A 14345-nucleotide genomic window follows, 5' to 3' on the forward strand; every position below is an offset into this window, starting at 1 on the left:
GAACGTGCGTGGGCCGGCGCGGTGAAAATCCTACCGCATCTGCGAAGAATCGACAGTTGACGATTTTCGATCGCGCCGAGCTAGGCTATGCTGCGTTATTAGCGAATCGGCCGGTTCGGGGCTGGCGCGCCGTGGTGCCGGTGGCGGCTTGCTCTCCCGGTGTTTCAGTCCCGGCGGTGCCCATTTCGGACGGTTCGCGGAACGGATCAATGGCGCAATCGTAGATGGTCAAGAAGCCCACCATTCCAGATGATTTCTCTGCAATCGACTTTCTGCGGACGCGCTCTTTGTCGAGCGTCGTCCAGGCGGAAATCGAACGTATGATCGTCGAGGGCGAACTGACGCCGAATGAACGGGTCAATGAGAACGCCCTGGCCCAGCAGCTTGGGGTGAGCCGCGGTCCCATCCGCGAGGCCTGCAGTGCCCTCTCGGCCATGGGATTGATCGAAGTCATCCCCAATCGCGGCTTCTTCGTGCGCGCCCTTAGCGATGAAGAGGCGCTTGATGTTTCACAGGCGCGCGCCAGTATCTTTGCCTGCATGGCGATGGTGTTGGCGGAGCGTGTCAACGATGCCCAGATCGCCATCCTGCGCGGTCTGGTCGACCGCATGGACGAGATCGTGCCGACCGGCGAGGTCAGCGTCTATTATCCCGTAAACCTGGAATTTCACGAGCAGATCGCGCGAATGAGTGGGAACCAGCGGTTGGCGCAGATCTATCTCGGCTTGGCGCGGGAACTCCATATTCAGCGCTACCGGGCTCTTTCCAGCGGCGATGTGCTGCATATCTCGAACGCCGAGCACCGCGCCATTCTCGATGCCGTGGCTGCACACGATCCGGTGCTTGCTTTCAAGGTGGCCCAGGCGCATATCCTGAACGGCATCGTACGCACACGCCGGGCCGGCAAGGCGGTCGCACGAAAGCGACGCTCGGACAAAGGCGGCGATGCAACCGCGAAGAATCCGGCCAGGCCGCGCAACAGCCGCACGGTCACGCGCTCCCCCGCTTAACGGTCACCGACCTCAAACTCATATCCGCATTCGGCCTCGCCTGCCGTCGTCAGCAGTGCGCTTCTGTTGCTTATTGTCGGCGAAATATTGTTGACAATTTACAATATGAACATCATTCTTGTCTTCCGGAACCGGCCAGAAATAGCCCGAAAATCAACCAAGGCCGCTATCGATCAGGGGAACAAGATGAACCAAGCCAGCGGACAGGACGTCCAGCTCACCAAATATGTCGCCGAATTCGTGGTCGGGGCCCGGGCAGAATCCTTGTCGCCGGAGGTCGTGGCCCTGGGCAAGAAATCGATTCTGGACGGTATCGGGCTGGCGTTTTCCGGAGCCGTCGCGCGCGGCGGCGCATTGGTGCGCCAGCATCTCGACTCCCTCAATCTCGGGGATGGGCCCGCAACGGTAATCGGTGGCAATCGCAAGGTGGCGCCGCGCTTTGCGGCATTCGCCAACGGCGTCGGCATTCATGCCGACGATTACGACGATACGCAGCTGGCGGTCGCCACCGACCGCGTCTATGGACTCCTCACCCATCCGACGGCGCCGGCCCTGCCGGCTGCCTTGGCGATAGGCGAGGCACGCCAAGCATCCGGTCGCGAGGTGATGCTGGCTTATCACCTCGGCGTCGAAGTGGAATGCAAGATCGCCGAGGCGATCGACCCGCGGCACTATCAGACTGGCTTTCATGCCACCGCGACCTGCGGCACCTTCGCCGCCGCGGCAGCCAGCGCTAGGTTGATAGGCCTCGATGTCGAAGCAACGCAGCGGGCACTCTCGATCGCTGGCAGCCAATCGGCGGGCCTGCGGGAGAATTTCGGCACCATGACCAAGCCATTCCATGCCGGCCGCTCTTCGGAAAGCGGCGTCGCTGCGGCGGAATTCGCGGCATTGGGCTGGACGGCGACAGGCAAGATCCTGGAGGCGCCGCGCGGATTCTTCCGCGCCGCCGGCGGCGGCTACGACATAGACGCGATCTACCGAAAGCTGGGTGCGCCGTGGACCTTCGTCGAACCCGGCATCTCGATCAAGCCGCATCCCTCCGGTTCGCTGACCCATCCCGGCATGACGGAAATGCTGCGCCTCATCCGTGAGCACGGTATCACCGCCAAGGATGTCAAGCGGGTCCGCGTCGGCACCAACTCCAACATGCCGAACGCCCTCATCCATCATCGGCCGGCCGACGAGCTGCAGGCCAAATTCTCGATGGAATTCTGCATGGCCATCCTGCTGCTGCGGGGGCGTGCGGGCCTCGGCGAATTCACCGACGAGATCGTCATGCAACCCGACGTCCGGTCCATGATCGAGAAAATTGACTTCGTTGTCGATGATGTCGCCGAGAAGGCCGGCTATCACAAGATGACGACCATCATCGATATCGAACTCAATGACGGTCGCAGAATTTCCGGCCGTGCCGATTTCGGAAAAGGCAGCCCCGCCAATCCAATGAGCTATGAGGAGGTCGCCGACAAATTCCGCGAGAATGCGGCCTTCGCCGGCGTGGCGGCGGGGCGGGCCAACGAGATCGTTGCCATGGTGCGGGACCTTGAAACCGTCAGGTCGATCGACCAGTTGACGCGCCTATTGCTCAAGACGGCGTGATCGGTCGCGAGGCCGCGGGCGATGGCGCCACCTGATGACAAGCCGGGCCTGGAACCGCCGCGGACATTCCGTGCCGTTCTGCCATCGATCGTCACCGGTCTGATCGTCGGCGCGCTTGGCGGTCTGGGCGCCCGACAGATCGGTTTGCCGCTGCCTTATCTGCTGGGCCCCCTCGTCCTTTGCGGCATCGCAACGCTTGCCGGAACGATAATAACGCCGCTGCCCGGCGGGCGCGAGATGGGGCAGATCGTGGTCGGCCTTGCTATCGGCCTGCGCCTTCTTCCCGAAATGTTGCAGACCATCATCGGGCTCCTGCCGGCGATGCTTCTTAGCACGCTCGGCGTCGTTATCGTCACGATGGGGACCGGGCTGTTGCTGAAGCGCCTGACTGGTATCGACCGGACCACTGCCTACTTTGCGACGGCGCCGGTCGGTCTCGCGGAAATGGCGACGCTCGCTCATACCAGGGGTGGTGCCGCCGACATAACGTCGCTGGTCCATACCATCCGCGTTGCGGCTATCGTGACGACGGTACCTCTGCTGGTTGCATGGCTTGGAGAAGATGGTGGCATACTGCCGCCTCGTCTGCCGCATCGGGACCAGTGGAGCGGCTTGCTGCTTCTCATCCTGCTGGCTGCCGGCGCTGCCTTCATCCTGAAACGGTGGCGTGTGCCCAACGTATGGCTTCTGGTGCCCGTCACGATCGGCGGCATCGCTTCGGCCACGGGGCTTGCCAGCCTCACCATGCCCCCGGTTCTATTGATCGCGGCCCAGCTCGTCATTGGCATCTGGCTCGGCCGTCGTTTTCGCCGGGCGATGTTGACCAGGCTGCCGCGCGTCACACTCGCTGCCTTACTGACGACTCTGCTTCTGCTGATCGCCGCCGCCGGCGGCGCGGTGCTGCTGGCAGCTGCGACCACACTCCCCTTTGCAACTGGCTTCCTTTCGCTGGCGCCCGGTGGCGTTACCGAAATGGTGCTGACGGCATCGCTTCTGCATCTCGACGTGCCGGTCATCACCGCTTTCCATGTGACCCGCATCCTGCTGCTTACCTCGTTCAGCCTGCTGTTGTTCCACGTCTTCACGATGATCTCACGCCGCATTGACGGCAAGGATTGCTGACCGCCCTCGCAATGGCGGCAATACAAGAAGGAAATGTCATGGCAAAACCGGATCTCCTGATCGGCATCCTTAACGGCGATGATATCGGGCTGGAGATCGTTCCGGCTTCGGTCGAAATCGCGCGCGCCGCCGCAGCGCGCCACGGATTGACGGTCGATTGGCGGCCGACCCCCATCGGCCGCTCGGCGCTCGACACGCATGGCTCGACGTTACCGGAGGGGACGCTGCAATCCCTTTCCAAGATGGACGGGTTCATTCTGGGGCCGATCGGGCACCGCGAATATCCGCAAGTGCCCGGCGCCGTCAACCCGCACCCCATCCTGCGCAAGCACTTCAACCTTTTCGCCAACATCCGGCCGACTCGGTCCTATCCAGGGCTGGGTGCCATTTACGATGATATCGATCTGGTCATCGTGCGCGAGAACAATGAGGGGTTCCAGCCGGACCGCAATGTCGTTGCGGGCTCCGGCGAGTTCCGTCCGACGGAGGAAATGACCATCTCCGTCCGCGTGATCACCCGGACCGGCAGTGCGCGTGTCGCGCGCGCTGCCTTCGAGATCGCGCGCCAGCGGAAAAAACGGCTGACAGCCGTGCACAAGAACACCGTGTTCAAACTGGGCTGCGGCATGTTCGTCGAGGAATGTCGTCGCGTCGCCAAGGAGTTCCCCGACGTCGTGTTGGACGAAGTGATCGTGGATACGATGGCCATGCGACTGATTCGCGACCCGCAGAGTTTCGACGTCGTGGTGACGACGAACATGTTCGGCGATATCCTGACCGACGAAGCCGCGGGCCTGGTCGGCGGATTGGGCATGGCGCCGGGCCTCTGTATCGGCGAAGGCAATATCGCCATGGCGCAGGCGACCCATGGCTCGGCGCCCGATATTGCCGGAAAGGGTATAGCCAACCCCTATGCGATGATCGAATCGACGCGATTGATGTTCGAATGGCTGGGCCACAACCGGCGTATCGCGTCGGCCGTTGCCGCCGCGGAAACAATGAAGCGGGCGATCGCGACGGCATTGGCGGATTCCGGGACGCGGACGCGGGATATCAAAGGCACCGGCAACACGGCGGCCATGACGCGCGGCATCATCGCGGCGATCGAAGCGGAGAAGTGACATGGCGGCGCACAGGATTGCGGTCATCGGCGGCGACGGTATCGGGCCGGAGGTCATCGAGGCGGGCTGCCGGGTGCTGGAGGTGCTGACGGAAACTGACGCGTCGCTGTCCTTCGATTTCCAGCGCTTCGACTGGGGATCCGAATACTATCGCAAGCATGGAAGCATGATGCCGCCGGATGGGTTGGCGCAGCTCAGGCCGTTCGCGGCAATCTATTTCGGTGCCGTGGGCGACCCGAACCTGCCGGATGATCTTACCCTATGGGGTTTGCGCCTGGCCATCTGCCAGGGTTTCGATCAATACGCCAATGTGCGCCCGTCGAAGCTGCTGCCGGGCGTGATCGGCCCGCTACGGCCAGATCTCGGCGCCGCCATCGACTGGGTCATCGTGCGCGAGAATAGCGAGGGCGAATATGCCGGCGTCGGCGGGCGGGCGCATCGCGGCCTGCCGATCGAGGTCGGCATGGACGTTGCGGTCTTCACGCGTGCCGGTATCGAGCGCATCGCGCACTATGCATGCGATCTTGCCCGCTCCCGGTCACGCAAGAAACTCACCATCGTCACCAAGTCCAATGCACAGCGTCACGGCATGGTGCTGTGGGACGAGGTGTGCAGGGAGGTCGCCAATCTTTATCCGGATCTCAACGTCGACTGGATGCTGGTCGATGCCATGACGCAGCGCATGGTGGCAAGGCCCGGGACGGTCGATACCGTCCTGGCAACCAATCTCCACGCCGACATACTGACCGATCTTGCCGCCGCACTCTCCGGCTCGCTGGGTCTGGGAGCTACCGCCAACATAGACCCGTCGCGGCGCAATCCATCCATGTTCGAGCCGATCCATGGCTCGGCCTTCGACATCATGGGGAAGGGAATCGCCAATCCGTTGGCGTCTTTCTGGACCGCGGCACTGCTGCTGGAACATCTTGGCGAGGGAATGGCCGCCCGGAAGCTGATGGCAGCCATTGAAACCGTTACCAGCCGCCGTGAAGCCGTGCCGCCCGATCTTGGCGGCAAGGCGGACACGCGGCAAATGACCGAAGCGGTCATCGCCGCTATCCGCGGCGCCAATGGCTGAGCGGCGTTTCTGGCTGCCTGAGGCGTTACGGCGACCGATCGGCCGCTGGGGTACAGCTGCGATTGACACAGGCTAAGTTTTATATCTTATATAAGACTTAAGTTTGAACAAACTCAATTCCAGTACGTGCCATGAGCAACGGCCTCGAGAATAAGGCTTTTCCCTTCATCCATATTGTCCCCCGCCCGCCCAAGCCGCGGCAGGCGGGACTGACTGTCATGGCCGATCGCGGCATGGGTTCGCATCGGCTGGAGGATCTGCTGGAAACGTCGGCTGATTACATCGACATCGCGAAGATGGGGATCGGTGGCTGGCGCCTCATGTCCGAGGATTTGCTGCGCCGCAAGATCGATCGCTATCATGCGAGCGGGATCAAGGTATTCCTGGCCGGCGATGCCAGTGAAGCAGCCTTCTTACAAGGCCAATCGCAGCGCTTCTTCGAGGCGGCAAAGGCGCTCGGCGCGGATGCGGTCGAGGTGTCGAGCGCGCAGGCCATCATGTCGCTTGCCGACAAATGCAAGCTCATTCGGATGGCAAGTGACGTAGGCCTAACCGTCATTGCCGAAGCGGGGCAGAAAGCACGGGAAGATTGGACCGAAAGCATCGCCTATGTCCTGCGCCAGATCGACGCCTATCGCGCGGCAGGCGCCTGGAAAGTGCTGATCCAAGCCGAAGGCGTCTCGGAGGATGTCGATCGCTTCAAAAGCGAATTCGTGCTCGGGCTCGTCGCGCGCCATGACGTCGAAGACCTGATCTTCCAGGCAAAAGATGCGCACGCGCAGCTCTGGTACGTATCGAACTTCGGCAATGTCGTGAATCTCGATGTCGACGATCATCAGGTGCTGGATCTGGAGCTGCTGCGCCGGGGTATCCGCAAACGCGGGATCTTCGGCCTTCTCGGCGCCATCGGATGACACCGATGCCGAACAACGCACGCGACGAAGCGCCTTCGGAAAGCATCAGCGAAGGCTTCATCGATCGTTTGATGCTGCGCGAACTCGGCGATCTGCCGCGGAAGGCACTCGACGTCGCCGTCAACGATCTGTTCGACATGGCCGGCAATTGCCTGGCGGCGCGGCAAACCGACTATATGTGCTCGCTGGTGGCGAGCTGCGAGGATAGCGGAACCTGCACTGCGATCGGCCATGCCGGTCCGCTGCGTGCCGCCGATGCTGCCCTGGTGAATGGGACGGGCACGCACGGCGAGGATTTCGACGACACGCTGGAAGGTGCGCCGATCCGCGTCGGCGCCATGGTCATTCCCGCCGCCTTGGCCGCTGGCGAGCGCTTCGGCCGGTCCGGGGCCGATACGCTGCGCGGCATCATTTTTGGCCTGGAAGCGATCTGCCGTCTCAATCACGTGGCACCGGGCGCCATCCACAAGGCCGGCTTTCATCCGGTCGGCGTGATCGGTGCGCTGGGTGCCGCCGTTGCCGCCGCGACGACCCTGCGGCTTACCCGGCTGCAGACGGTCGATGCGCTGGGAATCGCCGGCAGCCTTTCCTCGGGTATTCTCGAATATCTGACCGACGGGGCGTGGACGAAGCGGTTGCACCCGGGGTGGGCCGCGCAATCCGGCCTCCGCGCCGCCTTGATGGCGCGGGCGGGCTATAACGGGCCGCGCACCGTGCTGGAAGGCCCGCACGGTTTCTTTCACGCCTTCGCGCACGGGGCAACGCCGCGCTTCCACTATCTCAGTGCCGGGGTCGGCGACAGCTGGCTGATGGAAGATATCGCATTCAAGCCCTATGCCTGCGGCACGATGATTCATCCCTATATCGACTGCATGATCCGGCTGGCGGAAAGCGGTGTTGCCGCCGACGATATCGTTTCGATCGAATGCGCGACCGGCGAAGGTCTGGTGGACCGGCTCTGGGAGCCGCTGTCGGCCAAGCATCGGCCGCCCTCCGGGTATGCCGCCAAGTTCAGCATGCCGTTCTGCATGGCGGTCGGCTTCTTCGATCGTGCCGCTGGCCTGGAGCAGTTTACCGACGAGAAGGCGCGTGACAGCCGCATTCTCGCCCTGGCGCGGCGGATCACCTATGCGATCGATCCGGCCAATGAATATCCGCAGAACTATTCCGGCCATCTCAAGGTGTCGCTGGCCGATGGGCGGATTGTCGAATTGCGCCAGCCCCATATGCGCGGCGGACGGCGCGAGCCGCTGTCGCGTGACGAACTGATCCGGAAATTCCACGACAACGCCCGTTACGGCGGTTGGCGCCGCCGGGATGCCGAGCTGCTGCTCGATTTCTGCCTCACCATTGCCGAGCAGAATGACCTCAGCGCTCTCAAGAACGCCCGGATTTGAAAGACGAACTGCCAAGGAAATGAGTGCATCGACATCATGACAGACATCACGCCGACCAACGTCACCCGCAGCGCATGCGCCTTCATCGAAGGCAGCCGCTTCGAACATCTACCGAGCGAGGCGGTGCTTATTGGTCGCCGCTGCATTCTCGACGGCCTGGCGCTCTATGTCGCGGGCAGCGACGAAGAATCGGTCCGGCTGCTGATAGAGGACGCCCGCGACCTGGGTGGCCGGCCCGAAGCCCTCTTACTGGGCGGCGGCGAAACGAAGATTCCGGCCGCACTGGCGGCCCGTGTCCTCGGCACGGCGGGCCATGCCCATGACTGGGACGATACGCAGGTGTCACGCGATCCAGCCCATGTCTATGGCCTGCTCACTCATCCGACCGTTCCACCGCTAACGGCCGCCCTGGTCATGAGCCAGAAGATCGGGCAGGTCAGTGGTCGCGATTTCCTCAATGCCTTCGTCACCGGTGTCGAGGTCGAAAGCAAGATTTCCGAATGGATGCTGCCGGACCATTACAAACGCGGCCTGCATTCCAGCGGCACGGTCGGCACTTTCGGTGCCTGCGCCGCTGCGGCGAAGCTGATGGGACTTTCCGGGGCGAAGCTCGCGCATGCGATGGGCATTGCCGCCAGCTTCGCCTCCGGCATCCGCTGCAATTTCGGCACCATGACGAAGCCGTTGCATGTGGGCCGCGCGGCAGAAAACGGCGTCACCGCCGCCTTGCTGGCGGCGCGCGGGTTTACGGCGGATCCCGAAGCGCTCGACGGGCGCTGGGGCTTCATGACGGTGCAGTCCGGCGGTGCGACGGCTGAGAAGCTGGCGCAAGGTTTCGGCAAGACCTGGTCGATCGTCGAGCCCGGCATCAGCATCAAACCCTATCCCAGCGGTATCGTGACGCATCAATCCATGGATGCGATGCTGAAGCTGGTGACGGAAAAGAACGTCGATCCGAAGACAGTCGAGCGGATCGATTTCCACGCCGGTTCCAACATCCTGAACCCGATCCGCTATCCGATTGCGGAGAACCATCTGCAGGCCAAGTTCAGCATGGCGGCACTCCTGGCGATGATCGTGCTGAAGCGTCAGGCCGGACGTCAGGAATTCACCAACGATTTCATCCAGTCGGCGGCGGCTCAGGACATGCAGCGCCGCATCGTGACGCAGCTCGACCCTGCAATCGAGGCGCGCGGCTGGGATATCATCCGCTCTCGGATCGAAATTACCCTGAAGGATGGGACCAAGCTGGTCGAATGGGCCAATGAACGCTATCGCGGCGGGCCGGACAATCCGATGAGCGATAGGGACCTGGAAGCAAAGGTCGCCGCTTGCACGGCCGGATTGCTGGACAGTGCGCGACGCGACGCTCTCGTCGCCGCCGCTTACGGCGCGGAGAAGATGGCCGATGCCGGCCAGCTCGCCAAACTCATCCAGCCGTAAGGGATCATCATGACGAAATCCGTTTCCGAGCATCTTGCTAACTGGGTCGTATCGCTGACGCCGGAGAAGCTCGATTCCGGCATGGAGCGCGCCGCGCTGGATACCGTGGTGGATATCCTCGGTCTCTGTGTCGCCGCGCGCGACAATGACTATACCAGGTCGGCCATTGCCGCCTGCGACGAGGCCGGCCGGGCGACCGTTATCGCGCAAGATCGGCAATTGGCGCCGGTCGCCGCCGCTCTCATCAACGGGACGGCAGCGCATGGCGAGGATTTCGACAACACGTTCGAAGGCTGCCCGGTTCACTCCGGCGCCGTTATCGTGCCGGCAACGCTGGCGATTGCCGAGCAGCGGGGACTCGATGGCGCACGCACGCTGCTTGCCATCGCGGCGGGTATCGAGATCATGTGCCGCCTCGGGCTGGTTGCCAACAAGTCTGTGCATCAGGCGGGCTTTCACCCGACGGCCGTCCTGGGCACGTTTGCGGCGACAATATCGGCGGCAATCGTGACGCAATTGAGCCGGCCGGCGGTCGTCAACGGCCTGGGCATCGCGGGCAGCCTGGCGTCTGGTATCATTGAATATCTCGCCGACGGATCATCCACGAAGCGGCTCCATGCCGGCTGGGCAGCGCAGTCGGGGTTGCGGGCGGCAGCGCTGGGTGCGGCCGGATTCACCGGCCCCGTCACGGTCTTCGAAGGCGTGCATGGTTTCTTCTCGGCCTTTGCACCGTCGATCAAGCCGGATTTTTCGCTGCTGCTCGATGATCTGGGGCGGCGATGGGTCGGCAGCCGATTGGCGTTCAAGCCCTATGCCTGCGGCACGATGGTACAGCCCTATATCGATTGCGCGCTGGCGTTGCGCAAGCAGGGCATCCCGGCGGAAAGAATCGCGGAGATCACCTGTGCCGCGGGCGAGGGGACCGTGCATCGCCTGTGGGAACCGCTATCGCTGAAGCAGCAGCCGCCGACCGCCTACGCAGCCAAGTTCAGCACACCCTATTGCATGGCCGTCGCCTATCTCGAAGGCGATGCAGGCCTTGCGCAATTCACCGAGGCCAAGATCAAGGATGGTGAGGTCCTGAAGCTTGCCGCCAAGATCCGCTTCGAAATCGATCCCAAGAACGAGTATCCGAGGAATTACACGGGCCATCTGCGCGCCCGTCTCGCGGATGGGACCGTCGTCGAACTGAATCAGCCGCATCTGCGCGGCGGCGGCCGCGAGCCGTTATCCCGAGAGGAACTCGATATGAAGTTCCGCCGTAATGTCGCCTTCGGCGGCTGGTCGGCCGAGCGGGCCGAGGCCCTCTTGGCGTTTGGCCGCAATCTGGGCCGGCAGCCGACGATGGCGGCTCTCGGCAATGTGGCGGCTTGAACGGGGAGGTTGTCATGACGCGCGAACTCGAAGGAAAAGTGGCATTGGTGACCGGTGCTGCGCGCAATATCGGGCGCGCGATCTGTATTGCTCTTGCCGAGGCCGGCGCCAATATCATCGTGAACACGAAGCGTTCGCTCGATTTGGGGCAGGAGACCGTCAGGCTCGTCGAGGCGACCGGCGCCAAGGCCGTTCTGGTGCCGGCGGACGTTACCGATGCCGCGGCTGTCGAACGCATGATCGGGACCGCCAAGGAGAAATTCGGCGGTATCGACATACTGGTGAACAACGCCGCGGTTCGCAAGGAAGCGCCGTTCGACAGCATCGCCTTCGCCGAATGGCAGCAGGTTCTGTCGATCATGCTCGACGGAGCCTTCCTTTGCACGCAGGGTTGCGTTCCCGGCATGCGTGCGCGCGGCGGCGGCCGTATCATCAATATCGGTGGCCTCACAGGCCATAGCGGCGCCAAGCATCGCGTGCATGTCGTGACCGGCAAGGCGGCGTTGGCCGGTTTTACCAAGGCTGTCGCCCACGATCTTGCAGCCGACGGCATCACGGCCAATTGCGTGGTTCCGGGCTTGATCGAAACCGAGCGCGGCCAGCACAATCCGCAGGCTCCACAACACCATGGCGAGCGGCCGCGTCTGATGGACCGGCTGGGCCAGCCGTCGGAAGTCGCCGCACTCGTCAGGCATCTGTGCGGGCCGCAATCGCGCTACATTACCGGTCAGAGCATCCATATTAACGGCGGTGTCTTCATGCCTTGAGGCTGAATACAGCCTGGGCAATATTTGACCTATTGCCTGCAAACCCTGTGTTATATTCGCGCCTTGCGAAGATCGGGCCGCGCCGGTAGATGGCGCGCCAGCATGGGGAAGAAGATGCCGAGTGGGAAGGCCGAAATCGAGGCGCGGCCGGAGTTTCAGCCGTTATATCTGCAGATCAAGCAACTGCTCATCCGCCGGGTCCTGAGCGGCGAGTGGAAGCCGGCGCAGTTGCTGCCGAGCGAAATGCGCCTGGCCGAGGAATACAATGTCAGCCAGGGAACCGTCCGCAAGGCGATCGAGGAAATGGCGGCCGAGAATCTCGTCGTGCGCCAGCAGGGCAAGGGAACCTTCGTTGCGACGCATCGCAGCAGTGTCCGGCCCTTTCGCTTCATCCGGCTGAAAAGCGATGCGAGCGACGAGGCGCACCCCAGCACACGATTCGTCTCCATCAAGACCAGCACGGCAACCGGTGTCGAGCGCGAGCGCCTCAGCCTGCCGGACGGCGAGCGCGTGCTGCGGGCTGAAAGGCTGCGCAGCTTCGCCGGCCGCGACTGCATTCTGGAGCGGATCGTCTTGCGCCTCGACCGCTTTCCAGGATTGGAGGACATCCTCGGGCGGTTGCAGCCGGGTTCGATCTATTCACTTCTGGAGCAGGAATACCGGGTGATGATCGTGCGTGTGGCCGAGCAGTTGCGGGCGGTGTCGGCGGACAAGGCCGACGCCAAGCTCCTTGAGATCGAGGCAGGCCTCCCGCTTCTGGAGATAGACCGGATCGCCTACAGCCTGGATCGCCAGCCGATCGAGTGGCGGGTGAGCCGTTGCGATTCCCGATTTCTGCATTACGCCGTCGAAAATACCTAGGCGCCGTTTGACTCCTCCTTGATGATCTTATATCTTATATAAGACTAAAAATAACAAATTGCCTTGGGAGGGCTAAATGGGGCAGATCATGAAGGGCGTCGTTGCGGCGCTTGCAATGTCGATCGTCGGCACGATTGGCGCGTCCGCCTGGGCGCAGGAAGCGACCTATCCGGTCGATACCATTACCATCTACACACATTCGAAGCCCGGATCTGGGTCGGATCTGTTCCTTCGCGCGATCAGCCGCCCATTGTCGAAATATCTGGGAGCCAAGGTTGTCGTCGATTATTGGGCCGGCGGCTCCGGCGCCAAGGCGATGGCCAATCTCGCCACTGCGCCGGCCGACGGCTCGACCTTCTATGCCACCACGCCGACGCATATCACGACATCGCTGCTGAGCAAGCCGGAGAAGACCTACAAGGATATCGATTACGTCGTTAACTTCTTCTACGACCCGGAAATTTTCTACACCAAATCCGACAGCCCATTCGCGACGATCAAGGATGCGGTCGATTTTGCCGTCGCCAATCCAGGCAAGGCGAAATGGGGCGGGGCCAGTGCCGGCTCACTGGAGCGCCAGATCCTTGAGAAGATCAAGAAGAAGTCGGGCGCCCAGGCGGCTATCATCCCGCACGAAGATGGCGCCGGGCTTCTGATCAATGTACTCAACGGCACGGTCGACCTGGGTATCGGTGAACTCGGCGAACTTGCCGGCCAGATTGCAGGCGGCGAGCTGAAGCCACTTGGCGTCTACATGCCCGAGCGCCTGACGACTTTGACCGAAGTGCCGACGGCCAGGGAATTGGGCGTCGACGAGGAGGTCATCATCAAGTTCCGCGGTCTGGCCGGTCCGAAGGGCATTCCCGCCGAGACAATCAAGCTGGTCGAGGCGGCGGCTCAGAAGGTGCTGGCGGATCCCGAATTCAAGGCCGAATATGAGGCGCTCAACCTGATCCCCGGTTACATGGGCCAGGAGGAGTATCGGGCCTATGTCGCGAACTTCGTCGACGCACAGGCGAAATTCTACGCCGATTTCGGCGTGACGGCCGAATAGCGGCCGGAACGAGGAACGGGGCAACGACGTGACTGTCGCGAAGAACGATTTGGTGGTCGGCGTCGTTCTGATCGCCCTTGCCGTCGTCTATTGGCTGGGCGCGGATACCATCCCGAAGAGTCTTCTGGAGGGCGGTATCGGCGCCGACGCCCTGCCGAAGATGCTGGGCGTTGCGCTCGGCATTCTTTCACTGCTGCTGGTTTTGCAATCGGCGCTCGGCCCGCGTTCGAAGGCCGGCGACGGTACGGAAAAGGCGGCGCCTCGCCATGGGATCGGCGGGCATAAATATGCCCTTGGCATGCTGTGCATCGGCGTCGGCTATGTGGCGCTGGTCGAAACGATCGGCTACGCCCTTGGCATTGCCTACCTCCTGGCGGCCGTGGTGCTTCTGGTCGGGGGCGCATCGCGCCGGATTGTCATTGCGTTCGCGGTGATCGGTGCGGTGCTGTTCTGGGCCTTTTTCGTCGGCGTTCTTGAAATCCGCCAACCGAAAGGCTTCTGGCCGGACCTCTGGAACAGCATGCAGGCCGCGCCGTCTCAGGCGCAGTCGGCACTGACGCTTTCTTCCGCGCACCCAGCCACACCTGCTTCTTAGCGGAAAA

General features: G+C 62.6%; 13 protein-coding genes. All 13 read left to right on the forward strand.

Annotated features, from left to right (window positions below; translation table 11 throughout):
* Positions 1-224: 224 nt before the first annotated feature.
* The 13 genes from ACE3TY_RS13015 (at position 225) to ACE3TY_RS13075 (ending at position 14338) form a co-directional block, all read left to right on the forward strand.
* Positions 225-1010, forward strand: coding sequence for an FCD domain-containing protein (locus ACE3TY_RS13015; RefSeq protein WP_374653567.1), 786 nt, complete (start codon positions 225-227; stop codon positions 1008-1010).
* A gap of 186 nt (positions 1011-1196) precedes the next feature.
* Positions 1197-2612 (forward strand): MmgE/PrpD family protein, encoded by a 1416-nt coding sequence (locus ACE3TY_RS13020; RefSeq protein WP_374653569.1) that lies wholly within the window; start codon positions 1197-1199, stop codon positions 2610-2612.
* A 21-nt stretch (positions 2613-2633) separates the two neighbouring features.
* Positions 2634-3734 carry an AbrB family transcriptional regulator gene (locus ACE3TY_RS13025; protein WP_374653571.1) on the forward strand — a complete coding sequence of 367 codons (1101 nt, stop codon included), beginning with the start codon at positions 2634-2636 and terminating at the stop codon, positions 3732-3734.
* A gap of 38 nt (positions 3735-3772) precedes the next feature.
* A complete protein-coding gene (locus ACE3TY_RS13030; protein ID WP_374653573.1) occupies positions 3773-4855 on the forward strand; it encodes an isocitrate/isopropylmalate dehydrogenase family protein in 1083 nt (360 codons plus the stop codon).
* 1 nt (position 4856) lies between these two features.
* Positions 4857-5933 (forward strand): tartrate dehydrogenase, encoded by a 1077-nt coding sequence (locus ACE3TY_RS13035; protein WP_374653575.1) that lies wholly within the window; start codon positions 4857-4859, stop codon positions 5931-5933.
* A 131-nt stretch (positions 5934-6064) separates the two neighbouring features.
* The gene (locus ACE3TY_RS13040; RefSeq protein WP_374653577.1) at positions 6065-6847 is read left to right on the forward strand and encodes a phosphosulfolactate synthase; all 783 of its coding nucleotides are present in this window, start codon (positions 6065-6067) and stop codon (positions 6845-6847) included.
* A gap of 5 nt (positions 6848-6852) precedes the next feature.
* On the forward strand, positions 6853-8244 hold the full coding sequence (locus tag ACE3TY_RS13045) for an MmgE/PrpD family protein (RefSeq protein WP_374653579.1): 1392 nt from the start codon (positions 6853-6855) through the stop codon (positions 8242-8244).
* A gap of 36 nt (positions 8245-8280) precedes the next feature.
* Positions 8281-9687: an MmgE/PrpD family protein gene (locus ACE3TY_RS13050; protein WP_374653581.1), complete on the forward strand. Its 1407-nt coding sequence runs from the start codon at positions 8281-8283 to the stop codon at positions 9685-9687.
* Positions 9688-9696: 9 nt separating this feature from the next.
* On the forward strand, positions 9697-11061 hold the full coding sequence (locus tag ACE3TY_RS13055) for an MmgE/PrpD family protein (protein WP_374653583.1): 1365 nt from the start codon (positions 9697-9699) through the stop codon (positions 11059-11061).
* 14 nt (positions 11062-11075) lie between these two features.
* Positions 11076-11828, forward strand: a complete 753-nt coding sequence (locus ACE3TY_RS13060) for an SDR family NAD(P)-dependent oxidoreductase (RefSeq protein ID WP_374653585.1) — start codon at positions 11076-11078, stop codon at positions 11826-11828.
* A gap of 114 nt (positions 11829-11942) precedes the next feature.
* Positions 11943-12689, forward strand: coding sequence for a GntR family transcriptional regulator (locus ACE3TY_RS13065; RefSeq protein ID WP_374653587.1), 747 nt, complete (start codon positions 11943-11945; stop codon positions 12687-12689).
* 76 nt (positions 12690-12765) lie between these two features.
* Positions 12766-13743 (forward strand): Bug family tripartite tricarboxylate transporter substrate binding protein, encoded by a 978-nt coding sequence (locus ACE3TY_RS13070; RefSeq protein WP_374653589.1) that lies wholly within the window; start codon positions 12766-12768, stop codon positions 13741-13743.
* A 28-nt stretch (positions 13744-13771) separates the two neighbouring features.
* Entirely contained in the window at positions 13772-14338 is a 567-nt protein-coding gene (locus ACE3TY_RS13075; RefSeq protein WP_374653591.1) for a tripartite tricarboxylate transporter TctB family protein, read from the forward strand.
* Positions 14339-14345 lie beyond the last annotated feature (7 nt).

It is taken from the genome of Dongia sp. (assembly GCF_041918875.1).
Classification (GTDB): domain Bacteria; phylum Pseudomonadota; class Alphaproteobacteria; order Dongiales; family Dongiaceae; genus Dongia.

Excerpts from the sequence above, each read along its gene's own strand:
- ACE3TY_RS13020 (WP_374653569.1), top strand. The coding sequence starts at position 1,197 with ATGAACCAAGCCAGCGGACAGGACGTCCAGCTCACCAAATATGTCGCC.
- ACE3TY_RS13025 (WP_374653571.1), top strand. The coding sequence starts at position 2,634 with ATGGCGCCACCTGATGACAAGCCGGGCCTGGAACCGCCGCGGACATTC.
- ACE3TY_RS13035 (WP_374653575.1), top strand. The coding sequence starts at position 4,857 with ATGGCGGCGCACAGGATTGCGGTCATCGGCGGCGACGGTATCGGGCCG.
- ACE3TY_RS13070 (WP_374653589.1), top strand. The coding sequence starts at position 12,766 with ATGGGGCAGATCATGAAGGGCGTCGTTGCGGCGCTTGCAATGTCGATC.
- ACE3TY_RS13045 (WP_374653579.1), top strand. The coding sequence starts at position 6,853 with ATGCCGAACAACGCACGCGACGAAGCGCCTTCGGAAAGCATCAGCGAA.
- ACE3TY_RS13015 (WP_374653567.1), top strand. The coding sequence starts at position 225 with ATGGTCAAGAAGCCCACCATTCCAGATGATTTCTCTGCAATCGACTTT.
- ACE3TY_RS13040 (WP_374653577.1), top strand. The coding sequence starts at position 6,065 with ATGAGCAACGGCCTCGAGAATAAGGCTTTTCCCTTCATCCATATTGTC.
- ACE3TY_RS13065 (WP_374653587.1), top strand. The coding sequence starts at position 11,943 with ATGCCGAGTGGGAAGGCCGAAATCGAGGCGCGGCCGGAGTTTCAGCCG.
- ACE3TY_RS13055 (WP_374653583.1), top strand. The coding sequence starts at position 9,697 with ATGACGAAATCCGTTTCCGAGCATCTTGCTAACTGGGTCGTATCGCTG.
- ACE3TY_RS13050 (WP_374653581.1), top strand. The coding sequence starts at position 8,281 with ATGACAGACATCACGCCGACCAACGTCACCCGCAGCGCATGCGCCTTC.
- ACE3TY_RS13060 (WP_374653585.1), top strand. The coding sequence starts at position 11,076 with ATGACGCGCGAACTCGAAGGAAAAGTGGCATTGGTGACCGGTGCTGCG.
- ACE3TY_RS13030 (WP_374653573.1), top strand. The coding sequence starts at position 3,773 with ATGGCAAAACCGGATCTCCTGATCGGCATCCTTAACGGCGATGATATC.